The 22,135-nt window shown below is 60.8% G+C and carries 20 protein-coding genes and 1 tRNA gene; 14 read left to right on the forward strand and 7 right to left on the reverse strand.

Features of this window, described 5'->3' with window-relative positions:
- The first annotated feature begins 78 nt into the window (after nucleotides 1-78).
- Both QYQ99_RS01600 and QYQ99_RS01605 read left to right on the forward strand, forming a co-directional pair.
- Nucleotides 79-1,188, forward strand: coding sequence for a DUF1214 domain-containing protein (locus QYQ99_RS01600; protein WP_302091128.1), 1,110 nt, complete (start codon nucleotides 79-81; stop codon nucleotides 1,186-1,188).
- Nucleotides 1,185-2,372 (forward strand): sulfotransferase family protein, encoded by a 1,188-nt coding sequence (locus QYQ99_RS01605; protein ID WP_302091129.1) that lies wholly within the window; start codon nucleotides 1,185-1,187, stop codon nucleotides 2,370-2,372. The genes QYQ99_RS01600 and QYQ99_RS01605 overlap by 4 nt, the downstream gene beginning before the upstream one ends.
- Here the strand turns inward: QYQ99_RS01605 and QYQ99_RS01610 are convergent.
- Nucleotides 2,369-2,602 carry a hypothetical protein gene (locus tag QYQ99_RS01610; RefSeq protein ID WP_302091130.1) on the reverse strand — a complete coding sequence of 78 codons (234 nt, stop codon included), beginning with the start codon at nucleotides 2,600-2,602 and terminating at the stop codon, nucleotides 2,369-2,371. The two genes, QYQ99_RS01605 and QYQ99_RS01610, sit on opposite strands and share 4 nt — an antisense overlap.
- Before the next feature lie 31 nt (nucleotides 2,603-2,633).
- Here QYQ99_RS01610 and QYQ99_RS01615 point away from each other — a divergent pair, with 31 nt between their 5' ends.
- The 5 genes from QYQ99_RS01615 (at nucleotide 2,634) to QYQ99_RS01635 (ending at nucleotide 6,136) form a co-directional block, all read left to right on the forward strand.
- Nucleotides 2,634-3,089 carry a nuclear transport factor 2 family protein gene (locus QYQ99_RS01615; protein ID WP_302091131.1) on the forward strand — a complete coding sequence of 152 codons (456 nt, stop codon included), beginning with the start codon at nucleotides 2,634-2,636 and terminating at the stop codon, nucleotides 3,087-3,089.
- A 13-nt stretch (nucleotides 3,090-3,102) separates the two neighbouring features.
- Nucleotides 3,103-3,582, forward strand: coding sequence for an SRPBCC domain-containing protein (locus QYQ99_RS01620; RefSeq protein ID WP_302091132.1), 480 nt, complete (start codon nucleotides 3,103-3,105; stop codon nucleotides 3,580-3,582).
- 42 nt (nucleotides 3,583-3,624) lie between these two features.
- Complete coding sequence (locus tag QYQ99_RS01625) at nucleotides 3,625-4,419, forward strand: SDR family oxidoreductase (RefSeq protein ID WP_302091133.1); 795 nt, start codon at nucleotides 3,625-3,627, stop codon at nucleotides 4,417-4,419.
- An 18-nt stretch (nucleotides 4,420-4,437) separates the two neighbouring features.
- Nucleotides 4,438-4,902, forward strand: coding sequence for a nuclear transport factor 2 family protein (locus tag QYQ99_RS01630; RefSeq protein ID WP_302091134.1), 465 nt, complete (start codon nucleotides 4,438-4,440; stop codon nucleotides 4,900-4,902).
- 697 nt (nucleotides 4,903-5,599) lie between these two features.
- The gene (locus tag QYQ99_RS01635; protein ID WP_302091135.1) at nucleotides 5,600-6,136 is read left to right on the forward strand and encodes a toxin; all 537 of its coding nucleotides are present in this window, start codon (nucleotides 5,600-5,602) and stop codon (nucleotides 6,134-6,136) included.
- Between the two features lie 446 nt (nucleotides 6,137-6,582).
- Here QYQ99_RS01635 and QYQ99_RS01640 read toward each other — a convergent pair.
- From QYQ99_RS01640 to QYQ99_RS01650, 3 genes are all read right to left on the reverse strand, one after another.
- Nucleotides 6,583-6,659 (reverse strand) — tRNA-Val (locus QYQ99_RS01640).
- A 105-nt stretch (nucleotides 6,660-6,764) separates the two neighbouring features.
- Nucleotides 6,765-8,996: a RelA/SpoT family protein gene (locus tag QYQ99_RS01645; protein ID WP_302091136.1), complete on the reverse strand. Its 2,232-nt coding sequence runs from the start codon at nucleotides 8,994-8,996 to the stop codon at nucleotides 6,765-6,767.
- Entirely contained in the window at nucleotides 8,993-10,009 is a 1,017-nt protein-coding gene (locus tag QYQ99_RS01650) for an alpha/beta fold hydrolase (protein WP_302091137.1), read from the reverse strand. The genes QYQ99_RS01645 and QYQ99_RS01650 overlap by 4 nt, the downstream gene beginning before the upstream one ends.
- Before the next feature lie 75 nt (nucleotides 10,010-10,084).
- On the opposite strand from QYQ99_RS01650, the gene QYQ99_RS01655 reads away from it, so the two are divergent.
- The gene (locus tag QYQ99_RS01655) at nucleotides 10,085-10,867 is read left to right on the forward strand and encodes a 3-hydroxybutyrate dehydrogenase (protein WP_302093087.1); all 783 of its coding nucleotides are present in this window, start codon (nucleotides 10,085-10,087) and stop codon (nucleotides 10,865-10,867) included.
- A gap of 144 nt (nucleotides 10,868-11,011) precedes the next feature.
- On the opposite strand, the gene QYQ99_RS01660 is transcribed toward QYQ99_RS01655, so the two are convergent.
- Complete coding sequence (locus QYQ99_RS01660) at nucleotides 11,012-11,761, reverse strand: SIMPL domain-containing protein (RefSeq protein WP_302091138.1); 750 nt, start codon at nucleotides 11,759-11,761, stop codon at nucleotides 11,012-11,014.
- 313 nt (nucleotides 11,762-12,074) lie between these two features.
- Between QYQ99_RS01660 and ompR the strand changes: the two genes are divergently transcribed.
- From ompR to QYQ99_RS01675, 3 genes are all read left to right on the forward strand, one after another.
- The gene (ompR, locus tag QYQ99_RS01665) at nucleotides 12,075-12,806 is read left to right on the forward strand and encodes an osmolarity response regulator transcription factor OmpR (RefSeq protein WP_003055820.1); all 732 of its coding nucleotides are present in this window, start codon (nucleotides 12,075-12,077) and stop codon (nucleotides 12,804-12,806) included.
- A gap of 188 nt (nucleotides 12,807-12,994) precedes the next feature.
- Nucleotides 12,995-14,497, forward strand: a complete 1,503-nt coding sequence (locus QYQ99_RS01670) for a sensor histidine kinase (RefSeq protein WP_302091139.1) — start codon at nucleotides 12,995-12,997, stop codon at nucleotides 14,495-14,497.
- 66 nt (nucleotides 14,498-14,563) lie between these two features.
- Nucleotides 14,564-14,959 carry a GFA family protein gene (locus QYQ99_RS01675; protein ID WP_302091140.1) on the forward strand — a complete coding sequence of 132 codons (396 nt, stop codon included), beginning with the start codon at nucleotides 14,564-14,566 and terminating at the stop codon, nucleotides 14,957-14,959.
- 34 nt (nucleotides 14,960-14,993) lie between these two features.
- Here the strand turns inward: QYQ99_RS01675 and ispF are convergent, their stop codons facing one another.
- Both ispF and ispD read right to left on the reverse strand, forming a co-directional pair.
- The gene (gene ispF / locus QYQ99_RS01680; protein ID WP_003070287.1) at nucleotides 14,994-15,476 is read right to left on the reverse strand and encodes a 2-C-methyl-D-erythritol 2,4-cyclodiphosphate synthase; all 483 of its coding nucleotides are present in this window, start codon (nucleotides 15,474-15,476) and stop codon (nucleotides 14,994-14,996) included.
- A gap of 152 nt (nucleotides 15,477-15,628) precedes the next feature.
- The gene (ispD, locus tag QYQ99_RS01685) at nucleotides 15,629-16,426 is read right to left on the reverse strand and encodes a 2-C-methyl-D-erythritol 4-phosphate cytidylyltransferase (RefSeq protein ID WP_302091141.1); all 798 of its coding nucleotides are present in this window, start codon (nucleotides 16,424-16,426) and stop codon (nucleotides 15,629-15,631) included.
- Nucleotides 16,427-16,672: 246 nt separating this feature from the next.
- Between ispD and mfd the strand changes: the two genes are divergently transcribed.
- From mfd to QYQ99_RS01700, 3 genes are all read left to right on the forward strand, one after another.
- On the forward strand, nucleotides 16,673-20,164 hold the full coding sequence (mfd, locus tag QYQ99_RS01690) for a transcription-repair coupling factor (protein ID WP_302091142.1): 3,492 nt from the start codon (nucleotides 16,673-16,675) through the stop codon (nucleotides 20,162-20,164).
- 90 nt (nucleotides 20,165-20,254) lie between these two features.
- Nucleotides 20,255-20,926 (forward strand): hypothetical protein, encoded by a 672-nt coding sequence (locus tag QYQ99_RS01695; protein ID WP_302091143.1) that lies wholly within the window; start codon nucleotides 20,255-20,257, stop codon nucleotides 20,924-20,926.
- Nucleotides 20,927-21,093: 167 nt separating this feature from the next.
- Entirely contained in the window at nucleotides 21,094-22,116 is a 1,023-nt protein-coding gene (locus tag QYQ99_RS01700) for a Bug family tripartite tricarboxylate transporter substrate binding protein (RefSeq protein WP_302091144.1), read from the forward strand.
- Nucleotides 22,117-22,135: the final 19 nt, after the last annotated feature.

The raw sequence follows: 22,135 nt of genomic DNA on the forward strand, positions 1-22,135 counted from the left end.
CAACGCCCCTCCTTCTTCTTTCACCTACCGCACACAGCCACCACCTGGCAATGCGCGGCACACAAAGAAAGCCAGATCATGGACACCCAAACCATTAATGAACAACTGCTCAGCGGCGAAACCTGGTCGCAGTTCTGCGATCACCTCAAACGCTGTGGCCAGCAGATTCTGCGTCCCGAAACCCCTGCCGACCCCGCAACGCGGGCAGAAGGCTATCGCTATCTGACCCGACTGCTGCGCATCGCGCTGGAGATGCATGTGGAGTTCGCCGACCCGGCGTTTCCCAGCTTCTTCAAGACCTCGCACGAAACCGCCAAGATTGGCGCAGATAACCCGGACAACATCTACGAATACTCGCGCCTCAACGGCTCCATGAAATACCGTATTCATGGCAACCGAGGCACGGTTTCGTACCTGAGCTTTTGCACGCAAAAAGGCGGCTATGAAACCGATGGCCGCATGGTTGTCACAGGCTTTCTCGATGCGCCGCAGCTCAAGACCGATCAGGACGGAAATTTCGAAATCATTGTCAGCCCTGATCCGCAGCCCGGTAACTGGCTGCCCATGGAAGATGCCTCGGTGTCCTTGCTGGTGCGCCAGACTTTCATGGATCGCAAGAGCGAAGTACCCGCAAAGCTAGCAATCGAACGCATTGGCATCACGGCCCCCCCTGGCCCGCTGGACCCCTTGGTGCTGGCGCAGTCGCTGCAGCGCGTGACATCCTTTGTTGAAAACACCGCGAAGCTTTTTGCTGATTGGGCACAAAGCTATCAACCCCATAGCAATCAGTTGCCGCCAGCCGATCAGGCCTACTGCCAGTCCGTGGGCGGTGATCCCAATATTTTCTACTACCACTCGCATTGGGAACTGAGCGAGGACCAGGCCCTGGTCATTCATATCGACAAGGTGCCGCAATGCTCGTTCTGGAATCTGCAGATCAATAACTACTGGCTGGAGTCTTTGGACTACCGCTACCACCAGATCTGCATCAACAAGCATCAGGCGCAGTACGACGAGAGCGGCGGCGTCACTCTGGTGCTGAGCGAAAAAGACCCTGGCATTGCCAACTGGCTGCAGACAGCCGGTCTACGCCAGGGAACCATGTGCCTGCGCTGGGTTGGCGCCACGGAGCAGTGCCACCCCACCACCAAAGTTATCTCGATAGGCCAGTTGTTGGAGACTGTATGAATGCCCCTGTGACACCCCAAACTCTGCACGTCGAAGAACTGCTGCAAGCTGCACGTGAGCGTGCACCAGGCCTGAGAGATTTTGGCAACGACAACTACCAGCAAGCGCTGGAAGTTCTGACGCGAGCCTTGAACACCGAAGCCAAGCTGTCGGCAGCCGGCATTGCCATGATGCGCGAGCGGCTCGTGGGTCAGTTGGTCAATCGCCTGCTCATGGAGGACTATCTCCAGCGCTTCCCAGAAATCACGAAGATCGGGATCGAAGACCCCTTGGTTATCGTGGGCCTGCCGCGCACAGGCACCACCATGCTGCAGCGAACACTGGCCGTAGACCCTCGCTTTTACTCTGCTGCCTGGTGGGAGACCCGCTACCCTGCACCACTGAACGGTGAAGACCCGCAGGACTGCGAAAAACGCATCACCATGGCCAAGGCAGAGGTCGCCCAAACGATTGAGGCGATTCCCCAGATTCTGTCCATCCACCCCATGAGCGCCATGCTGTGCGACGAGGAATTCATGCTCATGGAGCACTCCTTTCTATGCGCCATGGACGCTTACGCCGATGTGCCCAGCTACACCGCCTGGCTTGATCAGCAGGATCAGCGCCCCGTCTATACGCAGCTCAAGAAGATGCTGCAGTTTCTGCAATGGCAAAAGGACCAGCGCGGCGAGGCGCAGGGCCAGCGCTGGCTGCTCAAAGCGCCCCAGCATCTGCATACATTGGAAATCCTGCTGTCCGTCTTCCCCAAGGCTCAGGTCATCCTGACCCATCGCGAGCCCGCTCAGACCATCCCGTCCATGGCCAGCATGGCGCATACGCTGTGGCAGATCTACAGCGACCAGCCAGATCCGAGTTCAGCAGGCCGCCAGTGGAACAGCCGCATGGCGCGTGGCATTCATCACACCATGCAAGTGCGCGAGCAACAGGACAGCCGGCGCTTTCTGGATATCCACTTCTTGGACACCGTGGCCAAGCCCATGGAGGTGCTGGAGGCTGTGTATCAGTTCGCCAATATGCAATTCACAGAAAAAGCCCGTGCAGACGCGAAGCAATGGCTTTCCAGCAATGGCCGTGAAAAACGTGCTGGCCATGACTACAGCCTGGAGACCTTTGGTCTGAGCGAGCAACAGATGCAACGCGACTACGCGCTATATCGAGCCAGGCATCTGCAAAGCCAAAGCTAAGAGGTGGCTCCAGGGAAAAAATCATGTTCAGTCCGCGGCGCCCCGAGCGACATTCGGCTGACTGCCGGCGCCAGCTCCTCATTGGCAGTGCCGATGGCTTCCATGACGCCCAAGGGGATGAAGAACTGCTGCGCCGGCAGCAGTAACACATGTCCGGATCCGAGGATCTCATCACGCACCTCAGCAGCTCGGACTGCATCCTCAGCAACTTTTATCAAGTCGGCACCCAAGACTGGCTCATCGCAAAAGGAGACAAAACATATGTTGGACTTAGAAGCCATTGAGCTGATCAAACAGCTCAAGGCGCGCTACTTTCGCGCCATCGACACCTGCAATCTGGAATTGCTGCAGGGCATGCTGACGCCAGACATCAAGCTGGCTTTCAGAAGCCCGACTTACGAATTCCATCTGGAAGGCATAGACAAGGCGCTGGCCTTCTACAAAACCTCCTTTACCAAGACCCGCCTGGCCATGCACAACGGCCACACGCCGGAGATAGAGGTCAAGGGAGACGACGCCACCGGGCTTTGGTATTTGAACTACGTCTTTATCAATCTTGAAGAGAAAACGCATATGCACGGCGGTGCCATCTATGAAGACCGCTATTTCAAGCGCGATGGCCGCTGGTGGATTGCGGAGACTGGATACAAGACCCTGCTCGAAACCGTTGAGCCGCTGAGTGAGCAGTTGCAGATCACCTCCAAGCCCATCAACTGAAGCGACATCCAAGATGACCAAAGCTGCCAATCTCGTCACCTCCATCAAAGTGGAAATCAATGCACCTGCCAGCGTGGTCTGGGAAGTGCTTGCGGACCTGGAAAACTATCACCTCTGGAATCGCTTCTGCCCCGACATCCGCTGTGGGCTCAAGCTCAATGACCTCGTCGAGATGAAGACCCGCCACCCGCTGACAGGCGAAGTCTGGCCCGTCAACGAGTATCTGGTCGCGTTTGAGCCCGAGCAGTTGCTGTCCTGGGAGCAGCGCCCAGTGCCCGAGAACAAGGACGCCGCACGCCGTGATCAATACATAGAGGCAATTGACGCCAACCGCTGCACCTACTTCACCACCGACCAGTTCCTGGGTCTGAACGCCGATACGATCATGCGCGAGCATGGTGCCTGGGTAAAGATTGCCTTTGATCAGGTGGCGGTCGATGTCAAGAACCGCTCAGAGGAACTGCATTTCGCCCGCACCAAGGCTGCAATCTGAAAGACAGCCAATTTCCAAGCCTATAGATCCAAGGAGACCATCATGCTCTTGAAGAACAAAGTCATCATCATCTCTGGCATCGGCCCCGGCATGGGCATCAAGCTGGCCCTGCGCGCGGCGGAATATCAGGCCAAAGCCGTGGTGCTGGCTGCCCGCACGCAGTCCATGCTGGACGAGACGGAGCAAGCCATTCGTGATGCAGGCTACTCCTGCGAAGTCCTCAAAGTCGCCACCGATATCTCCCGGCCCGAGCAATGCCAGCGGCTTGCAGAGCTAACCATCGCCAAGTTCGGTCGAATCGATGCGCTGATCAACTCGGCCTATGCCCACGGGAGCTGGGGCTCTTCGAGCAACTCCTCCATGGATGACTGGCGCAAAGTCATGGAAGTCAATCTCTACGGCTCCATGAACATGACCCAGGCCGTGGTGCCGCAGATGAAAAAGCAAAAAGACGGCAGCATTGTGATGATCAACACCATGGCAACGCGCCGCCCCAATCAGCTCGAAGCCGGCTACGCCGTATCCAAAGGCGCGCTCAAGACCGCTGTGCAATATCTGGCAGAAGACCTTGGCCCCTTCGGCATACGCGTCAACAGCACCTACAACGGCTGGATGTGGGGCGCACCGGTCAAAGGCTATTTCCAGGCGGAAGCCAAGCGCCAGGGCGTGCCGATGGAATCGCTGGTCAATGTAATTGCCCAGCAGATTCCCTTACGCAACGAGATTCCCGACGATGCCGATTGCGCCTCTGCCGCACTGTATCTGGCCAGCGACTATGCGCGCGTGGTGACCGGCGCCCAACTGGACGTCAGTGGCGGCCATTACCTGCCTCACTAAATTCCAGAGGAAAACAGCATGCAAACTCTTCTGGATATTGAAGAAATCAAACAGCTCAAGGCGCGCTACTTTCGCGGCATCGACACCTGCAATCTGGAACTTCTGAAAACCGTTCTGGCCGATGATGTCCATATCCGCTTCGACAGCCCGACTTACCAATATGAGATCAATGGCATCGATGAAGCCATGACCTTCTACCGCAATGCCTTCACCCATAGGCGCTTTGGCATGCACAACGGGCATACACCGGAAATCAAGGTCGACGGTGATGCGGCTACCGGCATCTGGTACCTCAATGATCTGTTCATCAATCTGGATGAGCAGACCATACTCACCGGCAGTGCGCTGTACGAGGACTGCTATATCAGGGTCGCCGATCAGTGGCGGGTGCAGCGCACGGGCTACAAGCGGCTGCTGGAGATGATCGAGCCTCTGAGCAGTGGTTGCCGCATCACATCGCAACCTATTGCGAGCAGCTCATAGGTGACACGAGGATTGCGATTGGACTTTCCCTTAGCATCCGTGCGATGTGTAAGGCATGGGAAAAAGATCCAAGCCGCTTCAGACTCATCTGCACCATCTCACCATGAGACTGAACATCTAAGAGGGAGTACATGGCGAAGTAACGGCAGGTCAACTCTATGACCCACCGTTTACAGCCATTCACCATGAGGGTTTGGATGGTGTCGTTGAATACCGTGCGCACGCAAATCAAGGCTATTGAAGGCAAGCTCGGCGTCAGCAGCATGGCGCAGGTAACGCGCATGGCCTTGTGGATGCGGGGGCCTGCGTAACACTGTTGAAGAACAGGTCGCTTGGTGGACAGCTCGACGAAGCGATGATGCGAAAGGCAACTTCCTGGAGACGTAAGGCCAGCGAGCCGGACGGCCGCTCTTGGCTGACTGATGACGCCCCGCACCCGTTGACTGCCTGTCCTGAACCGGACGCTCAAGGCGCAGCCCCAAAGGTCAGCTTTGCGGTGCTGCGCTCACAAGTAGCTAGGCCTGGCTTCGGCCAGAAGCAGTCATTTGAACGAAGATCCAATCGGGAACAGCGAGCGATGGCAGCCGTCACAGATGCGCCTGCAGCTAGTCTGTGCGCGGCTTCGCGCATTAAAATTCCTCGTTTCCCTCTCCTAGAGTCAACATGGCTGACAGTCATTTAGTAGCACAGGATTGAAATGCGCTATTTAGTCATCGGCACAAGTGGCGCGGGCAAATCTACTTTTGCCAAAAGGCTGGCGCATAAGATCCATGCCTCATATATCGAACTTGATTCGCGCTACTGGGGGCCAGGCTGGCAAGCAGTGCCACCCGAGCAGTTCAAGCATTCAGTTGTTGAAGCTACCCAAGGAGCATGCTGGGTAGCAGATGGAAATTACAGCGCTGTTCGTGATGTGCTCTGGTCACGAGCGACACATGTCATTTGGCTCAACTACGGTCGCTTCACCGTATTTTCTCGCCTGCTCCGTCGCACACTCAGCCATGGCCTTACTCGCAAGCGTCTGTCCCACGGAAATCGGGAGTCATTGCGGATGGCCTTTTTCTCGAAAGACTCGGTGCTTCTCTGGTCTCTATCCACCTATGCAAATAACCAGTCGAAGTTCGCCGCTCTACGCGAGCATAGAGAGTTTGCGCATCTTCAATGGATTGAGTTTTCCGGGCCTTCAGAGGCTTCGAAGTCCCTCAAGGCGATCGCGACCTCGCCAGATCGCTAACAAGTCATATCCACTGTCCTGCTACAGCCGAGCATTTCAATAACCACTGTGGGGTCGCTCGAATGTCGGATGAGGGGCGTTTACTGGTCGACGCGAACGAGCGCTGACGGATCACTCAGCCTTGTAGCGTTGACGCGCAGCATCGGGCGTCAGGGAACGACCGCTTACGTCGGCAGCAGACATTGGGCACCGAGGCGCGAACGACAACAACGGGTCGGCAGCACCAGTTCACAGCTTACGAGAGCGGCCGTTCAGGTTGTCGGTGCACTGTGATCCAGCCAGTTTCCGATTGGAGGCGCGCTGCGGACATCCGGCCAGATAGCAGGTCAACGCCTGGTATCGGCGGCAGCGGTCACAGGCTTGCCAAATCTCAGCGGCTGCAAAAACAAAAATGCCCGCTTGTTAGCGGGCATTTTTGCTGCAAACTCTGGTTTCGTTTGCACGTTTGGTAGGCGCGATTGGACTCGAACCAACGACCCCCACCATGTCAAGGTGGTGCTCTAACCAGCTGAGCTACGCGCCTGTTGTTATGTTCGATGAAGCAATTGTAGCACGGGTTTTTCACTCATTTTTTGAGAGCTAACATTTTCTTGTCATCGAGCACAGCTAGGCGCAATCGGGATTTACATCAGCGCCTTCTTGCCGAGCGAACGCCGGAGACACTGGCGACGATGCCAAGTACCTTGTTGAGGCGACCTGAATCCGCCACTTCCACCGTGAACGTCATCCACGCCGTTCCCTTGACGGACTGGGTCTGCACCCCGATGACATTGGTCTTCTCACGTGCAAACACGTCAGAGATATCGCGCAGCAAACCTTGACGGTCGGCCGCCTCCACCGCAACGTCCACAGGGTAAACCGGTCCGCCCTTGTCCACATGCTTGGGAGTGCCCCAGTCGACCTCAATGACGCGCTCGGGGCTTTTGGCCATCATCTCGCGGAAATTGGAGCAATCGTGGCGGTGCACGCTGACGCCCTTGCCTCGAGTCACAAAGCCTCCGATCTCGTCCGGAGGAGCCGGCTTGCAGCATTTGGCGAGCTGGGTCATGAGCGAATCGACGCCCACCACCAGCACTCCACCTCGCGACGAGTCATGCCCACGCGCCTTGCGCACCGGAGTGAATGCGTCTTCCTCTGGCGTTTCTTCACTGGGACGCAGCACGACTTCGATGTTGCGCAGTGAATACTCGTCCTTGCCCACGACTTCAAACAGCGCATCGGCAGACTTGAAGCCCAGCTGTGCAGCCAGCTCTTCAAGCTTGATCGCCGTCTTGCCCTCGCGCTGCAGCAGCTTTTCAACGGCCTCGCGCCCACGCGAGACGGTTTCGTGCGTGGCCTGGGCATTGAACCAGGCGCGCACCTTGGCCTTGGCACGGTTGCTGACCAGGTACCCCAGCTCGGCATTGAGCCAGTCGCGCGAGGGCCGGTCTTCCTTGGCCGTGTTGATCTCCACCGTCTGACCGCTTTCCAGAGCGGTGTTCAGCGGCACCATGGCTCCGTCCACACGCGCGCCACGGCAACGATGGCCCAGGCTGGTGTGCACCGAGTAGGCAAAGTCCACCGGTGTGGCCCCTTGTGGCAGCTCGATCACGGCCGCATCGGGAGTCAGCACATAGATGCGATCTTCAAACAGACCACGCTGGGCCGAGCCCGTCAGGTCGCTGCCCCAGGCCAGCAACTGGCGCAGCACGGCAATCTTGGCGTCATACTCGCTGGACGCAGACACGCCCGCATAGCCCTTGGTGCCGGCTTCCTTGTAGGCCCAGTGTGCGGCCACGCCATGTTCGGCATGGTCGTGCATGGCCTGGGTACGGATCTGGATCTCTATGGTGCGGCCGGTTTCATCGCGCACCACCGTGTGCAGCGACTGATAGCCGTTGGGCTTGGGTTTGGCGATGTAGTCGTCGAACTCTTTTTCCAGCGGCGTGAATTGCTCATGCACCCAGGAAAGGGCTGCATAGCAGTCCTTGACCGTAGGCACGATGACGCGCATGGCACGAATATCGAACAGTTGGTCAAAGCTCAGCGACTTGCCGCGCATCTTCTTGACGATGCTGTAGATATGCTTGGGTCGCCCCTGAACCGAGGCGCTGATGCTGTGGGCGCGCAAGTCGGCTTCGAGGCGCGCGCGCATCTGCTCCATATAGGCTTCGCGTTCGACCCGCTTTTCATCGAGCAGACGCGCAATCTGGCGATAGGTATCGGGCTCCAGAAAACGGAAAGCCAGATCTTCCAGCTCCCATTTGATCTGCCAGATGCCCAGACGGTTGGCCAGGGGCGCAAAGACATAGAGTGCTTCGCGCGCGATGCTGGGCGAAACCGGGCTCTTCTCGGCCGCGTAGTAGCGCAGCGTCTGCAGGCGCGACGCCAGGCGCAGCAGCACCACCCGCAGATCGCGCGAGAAGCCCAACAGCATCTTGCGCACGTTCTCGGTCTGCGTGGCCACGCCATCGACATGCTGGCTGCTCAACTCGGCCTCTCGCGCCTGCTGCTGCACGCGAATGAGCTTGATGGTCTCGACCGCCAGGGTCGCAAAATTATCGCCAAACGCCTTGGCAATCACTTCCTGCGGCTTGTTCAGGTGCACGCTGGCGTGCACCAGATAAATGGCCGCCTGCATGGTTTCCGAGCCCCCGATCTTCTTGAGGATGGCGGCCACGGCGTCGGCGTGAGTCAGGGTGTTTTCACCGGTCTCCATGACTTCGCCTGCAATCAGCGGCTCTGCAAAGGCACGCGCGCGCGCCAGCGCATTGACTTGATCGGGCAAAACCTCGGATGTGGCGGTAATCAGATGCGGCGTAGGCTCCGTGAGCTTGGGTGCGGCGTCAGAGACTGTGGTTACGGTATCGCTGGTCTTCATGCAGCTTCCTCTTGGGCCTGCTGCGCAAGACTGATGCTCGCAGGCAGACCCTTATCCCCTTGTAAAAACTTTTGTATCAACGCCACTTGCCCCGGCACTACCAGCGTCGGAGCATGCCCCACGCCTTCCAGTTCCGTGCAATGCGCTCTGGGGCCACGCTCGGTCATGGCCTTGGCGGTAGGGCTGGAAAGCAGATCGGACTCGGCCCCTCTGATAAGCAAGACCTGTGCCTTGATCTGGTCGTAAAGCTGCCAGAGCAAGGCCTCACCAGCCTGGGCGGTCTCGCGCGTCATCTGGGCCATCGGCGCCGCAATACGGGGGTCGTAATGCAGCACCACCCCCCCTTGGGGATCTGGCTTGATCATGGCTTGCGAGAGCCGGCACCACTGCTCATCGGTATGTGGGCCGAATCCCTCGGAAATCAAGCGCATGGCGGCGGCAGCGCTCTCAAAGTTGGGAAACTGCAAGCTTTTGCCGACATAGGAGCCGATGCGCTCCAGCGACTCCCACTCAATGGCCGGGCCGACATCGTTGAGCACCAGCCGCCGCGCCGGCACCGGCAGCGGCAGGCCGGGTTGGCCCAGCACCGCCATACCGATCAGGCCGCCCATGCTGGTGCCCACCCAGTCCAGGGTTTCAATCGGTGCCTGCGCATGCAACTGGGCCAGCAGCGCAAGCATATCTGCCGCATACAGCGGCACCTGGTAGCCCATGGGCTCGACCAGCCAGTCGCTTTCGCCGCGCCCGACCACATCGGGACAGATCACGCGGGCAAAGCGGCTGAGCTCGGTGGCCAGCACATCAAAGTCTCGCCCCTGGCGCGAGAGGCCATGCACGCAGACGATGACATGAGGATGTCTTGGATTTCCGGTACGGTTCCATTCCCAGTACGCCATGCGGTGCGTGCCCTCGGGCTGAACCTCGACCTGCTGGCGACGCTGGGAACTGGCCCAGCTCGGAGCCATGGCAGAGGCTCCGGGACACGATACGTAATTCAGCGTAGGTTGATTCATGGAGAACGCGTTTTCAGGACCGGAGCCGATAATGGCTGTGTCGCATCGTAATTCATTCGGAGACCTTGTATGTCCATGTTGAAAGGCAAAACCGCTCTCGTGACGGGATCGACCAGCGGAATCGGCCTAGGTATCGCAATCGCTCTGGCACGCCAGGGTGCCAATATCGTGCTCAACGGCTTTGGCGATGTCGAAGCACCACGCGCCCAGGTACTGGATGCCGGCAAGGCAGCCGGCATCCAGGTCGGCTACCACGGTGCGGATATGAGCAAGACCGCCGACATCGAGGCCATGATGAAATACGCCGCTGCCGAGTTCGGCCGCGTCGACATCCTGGTCAACAACGCCGGCATTCAGCATGTGGCCAAGGTGCAGGACTTCCCCGTGGAGAAATGGGATGCCATCCTCGCCATCAACCTGAGCAGCGCCTTCCACACCACGCGCCTGGCCCTGCCCGCCATGCAGCAGGCCAACTGGGGCCGCATCATCAATGTGGCCTCGGTACACGGGCTGGTCGGCTCGGCCGAAAAATCGGCCTATGTCGCCGCCAAGCACGGCATCGTCGGCCTGACCAAGGTGACGGCACTGGAAAACGCCACCACCGGCGTGACCTGCAACGCCATCTGCCCCGGCTGGGTGCTGACGCCGCTGGTACAAAAGCAGGTGGATGCGAAGGCTGCCGCCCAAGGCATCAGCAATGAAGACGCCACCAGACAGTTGCTGGGAGAAAAAGAGCCTTCAATGCAGTTCACCACGCCCGAAGAGCTCGGAGAGCTGGCAGTCTTCTTCTGCTCGACCGCGGCCAATAATGTGCGCGGCGTGGCATGGAATATGGACGGCGGCTGGGCGGCACAGTAGACGCCGCAGGGCTTGCGCAAATGCATCTATCAATTAGATAGCATTTAGCGCTTGCCAGTAGCCATATTCAGCATCAAATCATGATGAAAACCAACAAGGAGCAGCGCAAGCTGCTCCTTTTTTATATACGCAGCGCTGTTCCTATCACTGCATCTGAATCGAGCCAGCGACGCTGACCGTCACCTCGGCTCGATCCGCCTCCACCGGCACAGGCGCGGCATCGGCATAGCTGGCCTTGGCCATGCTCATCATGCGCGGGCGCGGCATGGGATGCCCACCACCGCCGCTGCTGTTCACATTGACCTCGCGCAGGCTGTAGCCCGCAAAACCGAAGCTCTTGGAGATGGCCGCAGCACGCTGACGGAAGTTCTCGATGGCCTTGGCCTGGGCTTCGCCCTCCACCTTTTCCCGTGCTTCGCGCGAGAGGCCGAAGCTCATGCTGCCCAATGTCATCTCCTGCACCTTGGCCGCTGCCTGGGTGATGCGCGCAAAGTCGCGCCCCTGCAGCACGATCTCGGCCTGGCCCTGCCAGCCTTCGATCTTGCCGTTGTTGCCATAACGCGGCGAGATGGAGAAATTACCTGTGCTCAACTCCATCTGCCGACCTTGTGCATCGTTACGCAGCGTGGTCATGGCGGACTCCACGATCTTTTGCAACTGGGACTGAACGGACGCAGCATCGCGACCATCCTTGCTGGCAGACAGGGTTGCCGTCATCCAGTCCTGCTTGACCTCCACGGTTCCCTGAGCCGACAGCTGCACCACATTGGCAGGTCTTTGCATGTCACGCGCGGCGCCCTGGGCCCATACATTGCCGCCAGCGCAGGCCGCCGCCAGCGCAAGTGCGGCAGCCGCGGTGCGAGAGGAAGAGGAAGACTTGGAAAATTGATTCATGCGGTTCACCCTTGTAAGTAAATCAGGCCATGCAGATACACATGCATTTCACCATTGCGCAAAGTCGCTGCAGCGCAGCATGTCAGCCCAGAGTGTGACTTTATGTACGAATACTCCACATTCGACACACCAACAGAACAAACACTGAAACAATAGTGCAAAATACCGCTGCAAAGTTCCTTGTGAAACATTTATTGTTCCATTAATAAACGCAACAATCGTAACAAGTGGCAAGACTTGACCTTGTTTTGCTGGATTTTTTTGATCAAGCGATAACAATGGGCCAGTTACAAATAAATCGATAAGGACGATCATGGCAACGACGAACAACCGTACTGACAAGATCCTCGTGGTGGATGACGATGCACGCATCCGCGACCTGCTGCGCCGCTATCTGACGCAGGAAGGCTTCGAAATCATGATTGCCGAGGACGGCAAGGCGCTCAACCGCATTCTGCTTCGCGAGACTGTCGACTTGATCGTGCTGGATCTGATGATGCCCGGCGAGGATGGTCTGTCCATCTGCCGCCGCCTGCGCTCTGCCAACGACCGCACCCCCATCATCATGCTGACCGCCAAGGGCGAGGATGTGGACCGCATCGTGGGCCTGGAAGTGGGCGCCGACGACTATCTGGGCAAGCCCTTCAACCCCCGCGAGCTGCTGGCACGCATTCACGCCGTGCTGCGCCGCCGCCCTCCTCAGGAAGCACCGGGTGCTCCTTCGGGCGACAACGAGGTGGTGACCTTTGGCCCCTTCACCTTCGACCTGGGCACCCGTGTGCTGCAAAAGAATGGCGAGGAGTTGCCACTCACCACCGGCGAATTCGCCATGCTCAAGGCCTTGGTGCGCCACCCTCGCCAGCCTCTGTCGCGCGAAAAGCTGGCCCTGCTGGCCCGTGGCCGCGAATTCGAGCCGTTCGACCGCAGCCTGGACGTGCAGGTTTCCCGCCTGCGCAAGCTGATCGAGGAAGACGCTGCCGCACCACGCTATATCCAGACCGTCTGGGGCGTAGGCTATGTGTTCGTGCCCGATGGCATGAACTGATTCTGCCCGCCTCTATTGCAACAAGCCGCCCGCTGCGCGGCTTGTTGCGCTTGGGTGCGGGCCCATAAGACCCATAAGTCAAGCTCTTTCAACAACCACCAGTAGATAGACACTTTTTGGACAAACCGTAACCCGTGTCGCCCATATTGGGCGTACCCTCGGGTCCAGTTATTTCCGCATTGCTGTTCATGAGCGCTTTTCACCATCCGCCGCCCGACGCCACCAGCCCCGTACCTCTGGAGTACGAGCGGCGCAGCACAGCTCGCTCCCCTGTGGGGCTGAACCTGTTCTGGCGTACCTTCTGCCTGCTGGCCCTGCTGCTGGTGGGCAGCATTCTGGCCTGGCTGCAGACACTGCGGGCACTGGATTTCGAGCCGCGCACGCTGCAAACAGCCAAGCAAGTGGCCTCTTTGGTCAACCTGAGCCGCGCTGCCCTCGAGCATTCGGACGCAATCAACCGCGTCTCCCTGATCAAGACCATGGCCGACCAGGAAGGCGTGCGCATTCTGCCCCGCGAGCCCGGCGACTCCTTCGAGCTTCTGGAGCAAAACGCCCTTGGTCAGAAGCTGACCGAGGAGCTGACCACTCGCCTGGGCTACGGTACCGTGGTGGCACGCAGCGTCAACGGAGAGCCCGGCCTGTGGGTGGGCTTCACCATCAACGGCGACCGCAACTGGATGCTGATGGATCAGTCGCGCTTCACTCCTGCCAGCGGCCAGACCTGGCTGATCTGGCTGATCACGGCCGCGCTGCTGTCGCTCATCGGCGCGGCCGCCATCGCCCGCCTGATCAACCGGCCGCTCAAACAGCTGTCTTACGCGGCCAATCGAGTGCGGGAGGGCGACTTCGACGCCAGCCAGCTTGACGAGGAGGCCGTGACCAGCGAAATCCGCGAAGTCAATATCGGCTTCAACCGCATGGCGCAGAAGCTGGCCAAACTGGAGCAGGACCGCGCCGTGATGCTGGCCGGCATTTCCCACGACCTGCGTACTCCGCTGGCGCGGCTGCGCCTGGAGACCGAGATGAGCGTCTATGACGATGTGGCGCGCGAGCATATGGTGGCCGACATCGTTCAACTGGACGCCACCATCGACAAATTCCTGGATTACGCCCGCCCCGATCATCGCGTCATGCTCAGCCCCGTGGATCTGCACGCCGTGGTTGCCTCCTGCGTCTATGCCGTGCAGGACCACCGTGAGCTGCAAATCACCATGAACGTGCCCGAAGACCTCTACGTCATGGCCGATGAGGTGGAGCTGGCGCGCGTGATCTCCAACCTCTTCGAGAATGCACGCCGCTATGGAAAGACCCCGTCGACCGACACGACCGAGGTGGATGTGGTCGCCAAGGAGAGCGAGAAATGGGTGGTCATCCGCATCCGCGACCATGGCAAGGGCGTGCCGGCCGAGCAGCTGGCCAATCTGACCCAGCCCTTCTTCCGCGGCGACACTGCACGCACGGCAGCTGCTGGCGCAGGCCTGGGTCTGTCCATCGTGGACAAGACGGTTCAGCGCATGGGTGGCATGTTTGCCCTGTCCAATTCATCGACGGGCGGCCTGGTCGCCCATCTGCAGCTGCAGCGCGCCATGGGTGTGACAGCCGGTGCAGCGCCCGAGCAGCGCCTGCAGCGCCCCCAGGTCAAGCGCAATCTGCCGCGCGACAGGAAAGACGATGAGGTCGGGCAAGACTGAATCTGCCCACCTCAACCTCATTGCACAATCGGCATCGCCTTTCAGCCATCTGCCGGAGAGTTCACCATGCAAGCCCGATGCCTGTGCAAAGCCGTTCTCGTCACCGCCCCCGATACCCACGAAGTTCATGTCTGCCACTGCAGCATGTGCCGGCGCTGGGGAGAGGGGCCCGCCTTCACGCTGCATGGCGGCACAGCGGTGCAGACCAGCGGCCCCGTCACGCGCTTTGCCTCCTCGCCATGGGCGGAGCGCGCCTTCTGCAGCAGCTGCGGCACCCACCTCTTCTACCGTCTGCTGGCAAACAATGAGCATTTTCTGTCTGCCGGGCTGTTTCAGGATGCCCAGGGACTGACACTGGCGCAGCAGATCTATATCGACGAGAAGCCCGACTATTACGCGCTGGCCAATGACACCCCGGCCCTGACCGGGGCGGAAGTGCAAGCCCTCTACGGCGATTCGTGACCGGCTTTCGCCGCAGCCATTGCGCCGAACGAAGCTAAGCAGTCCGCACCAGCAAGGCCACGGCACGGGCCTCCATGGCCTGCTGCTGACCCACAGGCCCCAGCTTCTCGGCCGTCTTGGCCTTGACGTTGACCTGCTCAACATCCAGCTCCAGCACCTGGGCAATGCGCTCACGCATCTTCTCGATATGGGGTGCCAGCTTGGGTGCCTGGGCCACGATGGTGCTGTCGATATTGCCGATCTCGAAGCCCTTGGCGCGCACGCGCCTGGCAGCCTCGGCCAGCAGCACGGCGGAGTCCGCCCCCTTGAACTGCGCGTCGGTATCCGAGAAATGGCGGCCGATATCGCCCAGGGCCGCAGCACCGAACAAGGCATCGGTGATTGCATGCAGCAGCACGTCGGCATCCGAATGCCCGAGCAAGCCCAGGCTGTGAGGCACTTCGACACCGCCGAGAATCAGCTTGCGCCCAGGAACCAGGGCATGTACATCCCAGCCTTCACCAATACGAAAATTCATAAAAATCCTTGTCAAACCGTTGCCCATAAAGCGCAAGCAGCTATCAAATCAAATACTATCTGCGCCGACCCGGGTCGGGCACGGCATTCTGCCGATGGCAATGCCCACTGTGCGCTCTTGCGTGCGTCAAGCCCTGTCGATGCCAAATCCCTCTAGCCACGCGCCTTTCGCTGCAGCAGCACGGCCTCGGCCAGCGCGAAGTCGTCGGGGTAAGTCACCTTGAAGTTCTGCGCACCGCCCGGCACCAGTCTGGGTGAGTGACCTGCCAGTTCCATGGCGCTGGCTTCGTCGGTCACGGCAGCGCCAGCCGCCTGCAGCGCAGACAGCAAGGCTGCGATACGGAACATCTGCGGGGTCTGAGCCAGCCATTTGTCGCCACGCTCCACCGTCTGCGCCACACGTGCCGGGCCCGCGCCGGTGGCCTGCTGCTTGAGAGTGTCGGGCAGTTTCAGCGCCAGCAGCCCCCCCACCGCATCCGGCAGGCAGGCATCGATCAAGGCATTGACCTGCGTCGACGTGACCAGACAGCGCGCCGCGTCATGCACCAGCACCCAGTCCTCGCCGCTGGCCCCCATGCGCAGCAACTCCTGCAGGCCGTTGCTCACGGTCTCGGCACGGGTGGCTCCGCCACAGGCAGCAATGCCGAGCCGGGCGTCCGTGGCGCGCCCCTGCCAGAAGCCATCGGAAGCAGAGACCACCAGCAGCACCCGGTGCATGCGCTGCACCGCCAACATGGCGGCCAGCGTGTGCATGACCATGGGCTGGCCCGCAACGCTCTGGTATTGCTTGGGTAGCTCGGGGGCCGGGGAATCTGCAGCAATGGCGCGCAGACCGACGCCCGCACAGGGAATCAGCCCCCAGCACCGGGGCGCAGATGCCGGCGACGACGACGCCGCAGCGTTTGCCTTGTCGTCCGCGATGGACTCAGGCGAGAAAAACCGATCTGTCATGCACAGTATTTTAAAATCACCATTTCGTCCGAAAGCCCCTGAGATCCATCGAAGACCTGCTTTCGACTTGCATCGCCTTGAGGTGTCCCCATTTTGAGTGAATGCGCCGCCAACCGTCAGCTCCGCGCTGATTGGGCTGTGAGCCCTGCCTTAGATGGCGGGGCTTGCCCGCATTCAATCTGTCCCCGTTTTTTTGCATCCAGCCCGCACCTGTGCGCCGCTGCCTGCGCTTGTCTGTGAAAAACCATGCAACTGCCCAAGCTCACCCCTGGTAAACGCTTTCACCTGCCCCGCCCTGTCGGCAGCGCCGACGCGCTGCTGCTGGCCAGGCTGGGCGAGCGTGAAAAGCACGACGGCCGGGTCACTGCCATCGTCACGGCCGATGCCGCCGATGCCCACCGCCTCATTGAGGAGATGGCCTTCTTCGCCCCCGAGCTGCGCTGCGCATTGTTCCCCGACTGGGAAACCCTGCCCTACGACAGCTTCTCGCCGCACCAGGATCTGATCAGCGAGCGCCTGGCCACGCTGTGGCGCATCAACCAGCGCGACAAGCAGCATGGCGCCGATGTGGTCATCGTGCCCGCCACCACGGCCCTTTATCGCCTGGCCCCGCCCTCGTTTCTGGCCGGCTATACCTTTGAATTCAAGCAGGGCCAGAAGCTGGACGAGGCCAAGCTCAAGGCCCAGCTCACGCTGGCGGGCTACCAGCACGTGTCCCAGGTGGTGAGCCATGGCGAATATGCGGTGCGCGGCGGCCTGATCGATCTGTTCCCCATGGGCTCGCTCCAGCCCTACCGTGTGGACCTGTTCGACGACGAGATCGACTCCATCCGCACCTTCGACCCCGACACGCAACGCAGCCTCTATCCCGTGCCCGAGGTACGCCTGCTGCCAGGCCGCGAATTCCCGATGGATGAGGAGGCGCGCGCCAAGTTCCGCAGCCGCTGGCGCGAGCTGCTTGAGGGCGACCCCACGCGCAGCCGCATCTACAAGGACATGGGTGCCGGCATTGCCACGGCCGGCATCGAGTACTACCTGCCGCTGTTCTTCGACGAGACTGCCACGGTCTTTGACTATCTGGGCGATGAGGCCACCGTGGTGTTGCATGGCGATCTGGAGCCGGCCTTCCAGCGCTTCTGGCAGGACACCAAGGACCGCTACCGCCTGGTGCAGGGCGACCCCGACCACCCGGCGCTGCCGCCCGAGACGCTGTTTCTCAGCGCCGACCAGTTCTATGCCCGCAGCAAGGAACACGCCCAGCTGGCCTTGCGCCCGGGCACCGAAGATGTGGCCGACAGCGCCATCTTCCAGAAGCTCGAAGACCTTTCCGTGCTGCGCGGGGCCGATGACCCGCTGGCCAAGCTGCAAAAACATATAGCAGCTGGAGCAAGTCGGGTCTTGCTTCTGGCCGAATCCGATGGCAGGCGCGAGAGTCTGCTCGACTTTTTCCGCGCCTCGGGCGTCAACCCGCCCGTGTTCGACTCTCTGGCCGAGTTCCAGGCCGATGCCACGGAAAAGGTCGGTATCGCCACCTCCAGCCTGATGACGGGCTTTGCCTGGGTCGAGGAAGGCCTGGACTTTGTCACCGAAACCGAGCTGTTTGCCAGCAGCCCCACGGGCCGCCGTCGCCGCCGCCAGGAGCAGGTCAGCGATGTGGAGGCCCTGATCAAGGACCTGTCCGAGCTCAAGGTGGGAGACCCCATCGTCCATTCCGACCACGGCATTGGCCGCTATCGCGGGCTCATCAATATGGACATGGGCCAGAAGAACCCGGACGGCACGCCCGCACTGCAGGAATTTCTGCACCTGGAATATGCGGCCGACGCCGTGCTCTATGTGCCCGTCAGCCAGTTGCACCTGATCAGCCGCTACACCGGCGTCTCGCCCGACGATGCGCCGCTGCACAAGCTGGGTGGCACGCAATGGGAAAAAGCCAAGCGCAAGGCAGCCGAACAGGTGCGCGACTCGGCCGCCGAGCTGCTCAATATCTATGCCCGCCGCGCCGCGCGCCAGGGCCATGCCTTCCGCTTCCCAGCAGCCGACTACGAGCAGTTTGTGGCCGACTTCGGCTTCGAGGAAACGGCCGACCAGCGCGCGGCCATCCACGCGGTGGTGCAAGACATGATCAGCCCCCAGCCCATGGACCGCCTGGTCTGTGGCGATGTCGGCTTCGGCAAGACCGAGGTCGCGCTGCGCGCGGCCTTTGTGGCGGCCATGGGCGGCAAGCAGGTCGCCTTTCTGGCCCCCACCACGCTGCTGGCCGAGCAGCATTACCAGACCCTGGTGGACCGCTTCTCCAAATGGCCGATCAAGGTGGCCGAGGTGTCGCGTTTCCGCTCGGGCAAGGAGATCACCGCTGCCATCAAGGGCATCTCGGACGGCACGGTCGACATCGTGGTCGGCACGCACAAGCTGCTCTCCGAGTCCACCCAGTTCAAGAATCTGGGCCTGCTCATCATCGACGAGGAACACCGCTTTGGCGTGCGCCACAAGGAGGCCATGAAGGCCATGCGTGCCGAGGTTGATGTGTTGACGCTGACGGCCACCCCGATTCCGCGCACCATGGGCATGGCGCTGGAGGGGCTGCGCGATCTGTCGGTGATTGCCACGGCGCCGCAGCGGCGCCTGGCCATCAAGACCTTTGTGCGCAACGAGGGCACGGGCGTGATTCGCGAAGCGGTGCTGCGCGAGCTCAAGCGCGGCGGACAGATCTACTTCCTGCACAACGAGGTCGAGACCATAGAGAACCGCAAGCAAAAGCTGGAGGAAATCCTGCCCGAGGCACGCATTGCCGTGGCCCACGGCCAGATGCCCGAGCGCGAGCTCGAGCGTGTGATGCGCGATTTCGTGGCCCAGCGCTACAACATATTGCTGTGCTCGACCATCATCGAGACCGGTATCGACGTGCCATCAGCCAACACCATTCTCATCAGCCGCGCCGACAAGTTCGGTCTGGCGCAGTTGCACCAGCTGCGCGGTCGCGTGGGACGCAGCCACCATCAGGCCTATGCCTATCTGATGGTGCCGGACCTGGACGGCCTGACCAGGCAGGCCCAGCAGCGGCTGGAGGCCATCCAGCAGATGGAGGAGCTGGGCTCGGGCTTCTATCTGGCCATGCATGACCTGGAAATCCGTGGCGCCGGCGAGGTGCTGGGCGAAAACCAGAGCGGCAATATGATGGAAGTGGGCTTTCAGCTCTATAACGAAATGCTGTCCGAAGCCGTGCGCAGCCTCAAGGCCGGCAAGGAGCCCGATCTGCTCTCGCCGCTGTCGGCCTCCACCGATATCAATCTGCACGCCCCGGCCCTGTTGCCCAATGACTACTGCGGCGATGTGCATCTGCGCCTGTCGTTCTACAAGAAGCTGGCCACAGCCAAGACCGCCGATCAGATCGATACCCTGCTCGAGGAAATCGTGGACCGCTTCGGCAAGCTGCCGCCCCAGGCGCAGACCCTGATCGACGTGCACCGTCTGCGCGTGCTGAGCCAGCCCTACGGCGTTGTGAAGGTCGATGCCGCCCCCGGCGTGATCAACATCAGCTTCAAGCCTCAGCCGCCAATCGATCCCATGAACATCATTCACCTGATCCAGAAGAACAAGCACATCAAGCTGGCGGGCAACGAGAAGCTGCGCATCGAAAAAGAGCTGGAGAACCCCAAGGACCGTGCCCAGATGGTGCGCGATGTGCTGCGCAGCCTGGGCCAGCCGCTCCAGAGCGAAACAGCTGTTCGTGCCTGAAAAGACTGCTGACAAAGCCAGCAGGGCTATTGAGCCCAGCCCGATGCAGACGGTGCAAGATGGCGGCGGACCCTGATTTTCCGAGCCGCCATGTTTCTTGAAGCTGCCATTGCCCTGCTGGCCTTGTTGCTGGCCCTGCTCTGCCGCCCCTGGCGCATGCTGGGTAGCCGGGCCGGCCCCGGCGGCATGCTTGACCCGGTGCCGTCACCGTTGATCACACCGCTGCTGGCCATTCTGGTGCTGCTGCCCTGGGTCTGGGCGCTGCCTGAGCTGCACAAAATGCCGATGCAACTGCACTGGTCTGGTGCACCGCTGGTGCTGCTTCTGATCGGCTGGCCGCTTGCAGTGCCGGTACTGATTGCGACAAGCGCTATTGCCTTTGCACTGGCTCCCGCACTCGGACTGCAGGACGCTCTGGGCATGGCGGTCTGGCAGGGGCTGGTGCCGGCCACGCTGGCCATGCTCTGGGGGGCAGCGGTGCGCCGCTGGTGCTGGCACAACATCTTTGTCTTTATTTTCTTGCGCGGTTTCCTGGGCACGGTTGTGTGCGTGTTCATCGCGTCCCTGCTCGGCCAATGGGCCGGGCATGTGCTGCCCAATGTCAACGACGAGCTCTCGCACATGGCGCGCTGGCTCATGGCCTGGAGCGATGGCGTGACCACCGGCATGCTGACTGCGGTATTCGTGGTGTTTCGCCCGCACTGGGTGGCCACCTGGTCCGATGCCCTATACCTGCAGCCCCCTGGCAATCCTGAAAGCTGATGCCGTCGTGGCGCATCAGCTCTGCCACTTTCCCGGCCACTGCGCAAACCGCATCTTTCCCATCCGGCAAAACGCCAAGGCATTTGGCACAAGGCTTGCTCATCATCGGACTATCGCACCGAAGCAATCACCAAGCTGGTGCATATCTTGAGAAAGAGAGGGATCGCATGCTGTTCCACCCCGTTCGCGCCAGCATTGGCTTCAATATTCGCCAAGCCGTACATACCACTGCCCGCACAGGCCTGGCCTGCGCGCTGGCAGCTGGCTTTGCCGTCACGGCCCAGGCACAGGACGTCTATCCCGAGCGCGCGGTCAAGGTCATAGTCGCACTGCCCGCAGGAGGCAGCGCCGACATGATTGCCCGAGTCGTGGGTCAAAAGCTGGCTGGTGAACTCAAGCAGCCTTTTGTGGTGGACAACCGCGCCGGTGCCTCGGGCCAGATCGGCACGCCGGCCGTGGCACGTTCCGCCCCGGACGGCTATACGCTGATGGTCTCGCCGGCCTCATTCCTGACCACCAACAAGAGCATCTTCAAATCCCTGCCCTATGACCCCGAAGCCGACTTCGCGCCGATCAGCAAGCTGGTGAACCAGCCCATGGTGCTGGTGGTCAAGGACAGACAGAAATTCCCCAGCGTGGCTGCCGTGGTGGCGGCTGCCAAGGCCGCCCCAGGCAAGCTGACCTTTGCCTCATCCGGCGACGGCAGCCCACAGCATCTGGCAGCGCTGATGTTTGAGACGCGCACCCAGGCCAAGATGCTGCACGTGCCCTACAAAGGCGGCGCGCCAGCCGTCAACGATACGCTGGCTGGCAATGTGGACATGCTGTTTGCCGTGCTGCCCGAAGCCCTGCCCCATATCCAGGCCGGCAAGCTGCATGCCCTGGCTCTGATGGCGCCCAGGCGCGCAGCCATGCTGCCCAACACCCCGACCATGGCCGAAGGCGGTTTTGCCGACCTCAACCTCTCGGCCTGGGTCGGCCTGTTCGCCCCTGCCAAGACGCCGCAGCCCGTGATCGACAAGCTCAACCGCGCCGTGCGCGTTGCACTGGACAGCGAGATCAAGACCAAACTGGGTGAAAACGGCATGGAAGTCGCGCCATCGACGCCAGAGCAGCTCAGGCAGACAGTGGCCCAGGACATCAGGCTGCATGCAGAACTGGTCAAGGCAGCAGGCATTCAGCCGCAGTAGGTGCCGCCTCGTGCAGCAC

Source organism: Comamonas testosteroni (assembly GCF_030505195.1).
GTDB classification, from domain to species: domain Bacteria; phylum Pseudomonadota; class Gammaproteobacteria; order Burkholderiales; family Burkholderiaceae_C; genus Comamonas; species Comamonas testosteroni_G.

Excerpts from the sequence above, each read along its gene's own strand:
- QYQ99_RS01600 (WP_302091128.1), top strand. The coding sequence starts at position 79 with ATGGACACCCAAACCATTAATGAACAACTGCTCAGCGGCGAAACCTGG.
- QYQ99_RS01605 (WP_302091129.1), top strand. The coding sequence starts at position 1,185 with ATGAATGCCCCTGTGACACCCCAAACTCTGCACGTCGAAGAACTGCTG.
- QYQ99_RS01615 (WP_302091131.1), top strand. The coding sequence starts at position 2,634 with ATGTTGGACTTAGAAGCCATTGAGCTGATCAAACAGCTCAAGGCGCGC.
- QYQ99_RS01620 (WP_302091132.1), top strand. The coding sequence starts at position 3,103 with ATGACCAAAGCTGCCAATCTCGTCACCTCCATCAAAGTGGAAATCAAT.
- QYQ99_RS01625 (WP_302091133.1), top strand. The coding sequence starts at position 3,625 with ATGCTCTTGAAGAACAAAGTCATCATCATCTCTGGCATCGGCCCCGGC.
- QYQ99_RS01630 (WP_302091134.1), top strand. The coding sequence starts at position 4,438 with ATGCAAACTCTTCTGGATATTGAAGAAATCAAACAGCTCAAGGCGCGC.
- QYQ99_RS01635 (WP_302091135.1), top strand. The coding sequence starts at position 5,600 with ATGCGCTATTTAGTCATCGGCACAAGTGGCGCGGGCAAATCTACTTTT.
- QYQ99_RS01645 (WP_302091136.1), bottom strand. The coding sequence starts at position 8,996 with ATGAAGACCAGCGATACCGTAACCACAGTCTCTGACGCCGCACCCAAG.
- QYQ99_RS01650 (WP_302091137.1), bottom strand. The coding sequence starts at position 10,009 with ATGAATCAACCTACGCTGAATTACGTATCGTGTCCCGGAGCCTCTGCC.
- QYQ99_RS01655 (WP_302093087.1), top strand. The coding sequence starts at position 10,085 with ATGTTGAAAGGCAAAACCGCTCTCGTGACGGGATCGACCAGCGGAATC.
- QYQ99_RS01660 (WP_302091138.1), bottom strand. The coding sequence starts at position 11,761 with ATGAATCAATTTTCCAAGTCTTCCTCTTCCTCTCGCACCGCGGCTGCC.
- ompR (WP_003055820.1), top strand. The coding sequence starts at position 12,075 with ATGGCAACGACGAACAACCGTACTGACAAGATCCTCGTGGTGGATGAC.
- QYQ99_RS01670 (WP_302091139.1), top strand. The coding sequence starts at position 12,995 with ATGAGCGCTTTTCACCATCCGCCGCCCGACGCCACCAGCCCCGTACCT.
- QYQ99_RS01675 (WP_302091140.1), top strand. The coding sequence starts at position 14,564 with ATGCAAGCCCGATGCCTGTGCAAAGCCGTTCTCGTCACCGCCCCCGAT.
- ispF (WP_003070287.1), bottom strand. The coding sequence starts at position 15,476 with ATGAATTTTCGTATTGGTGAAGGCTGGGATGTACATGCCCTGGTTCCT.
- ispD (WP_302091141.1), bottom strand. The coding sequence starts at position 16,426 with ATGACAGATCGGTTTTTCTCGCCTGAGTCCATCGCGGACGACAAGGCA.
- mfd (WP_302091142.1), top strand. The coding sequence starts at position 16,673 with ATGCAACTGCCCAAGCTCACCCCTGGTAAACGCTTTCACCTGCCCCGC.
- QYQ99_RS01695 (WP_302091143.1), top strand. The coding sequence starts at position 20,255 with ATGTTTCTTGAAGCTGCCATTGCCCTGCTGGCCTTGTTGCTGGCCCTG.
- QYQ99_RS01700 (WP_302091144.1), top strand. The coding sequence starts at position 21,094 with ATGCTGTTCCACCCCGTTCGCGCCAGCATTGGCTTCAATATTCGCCAA.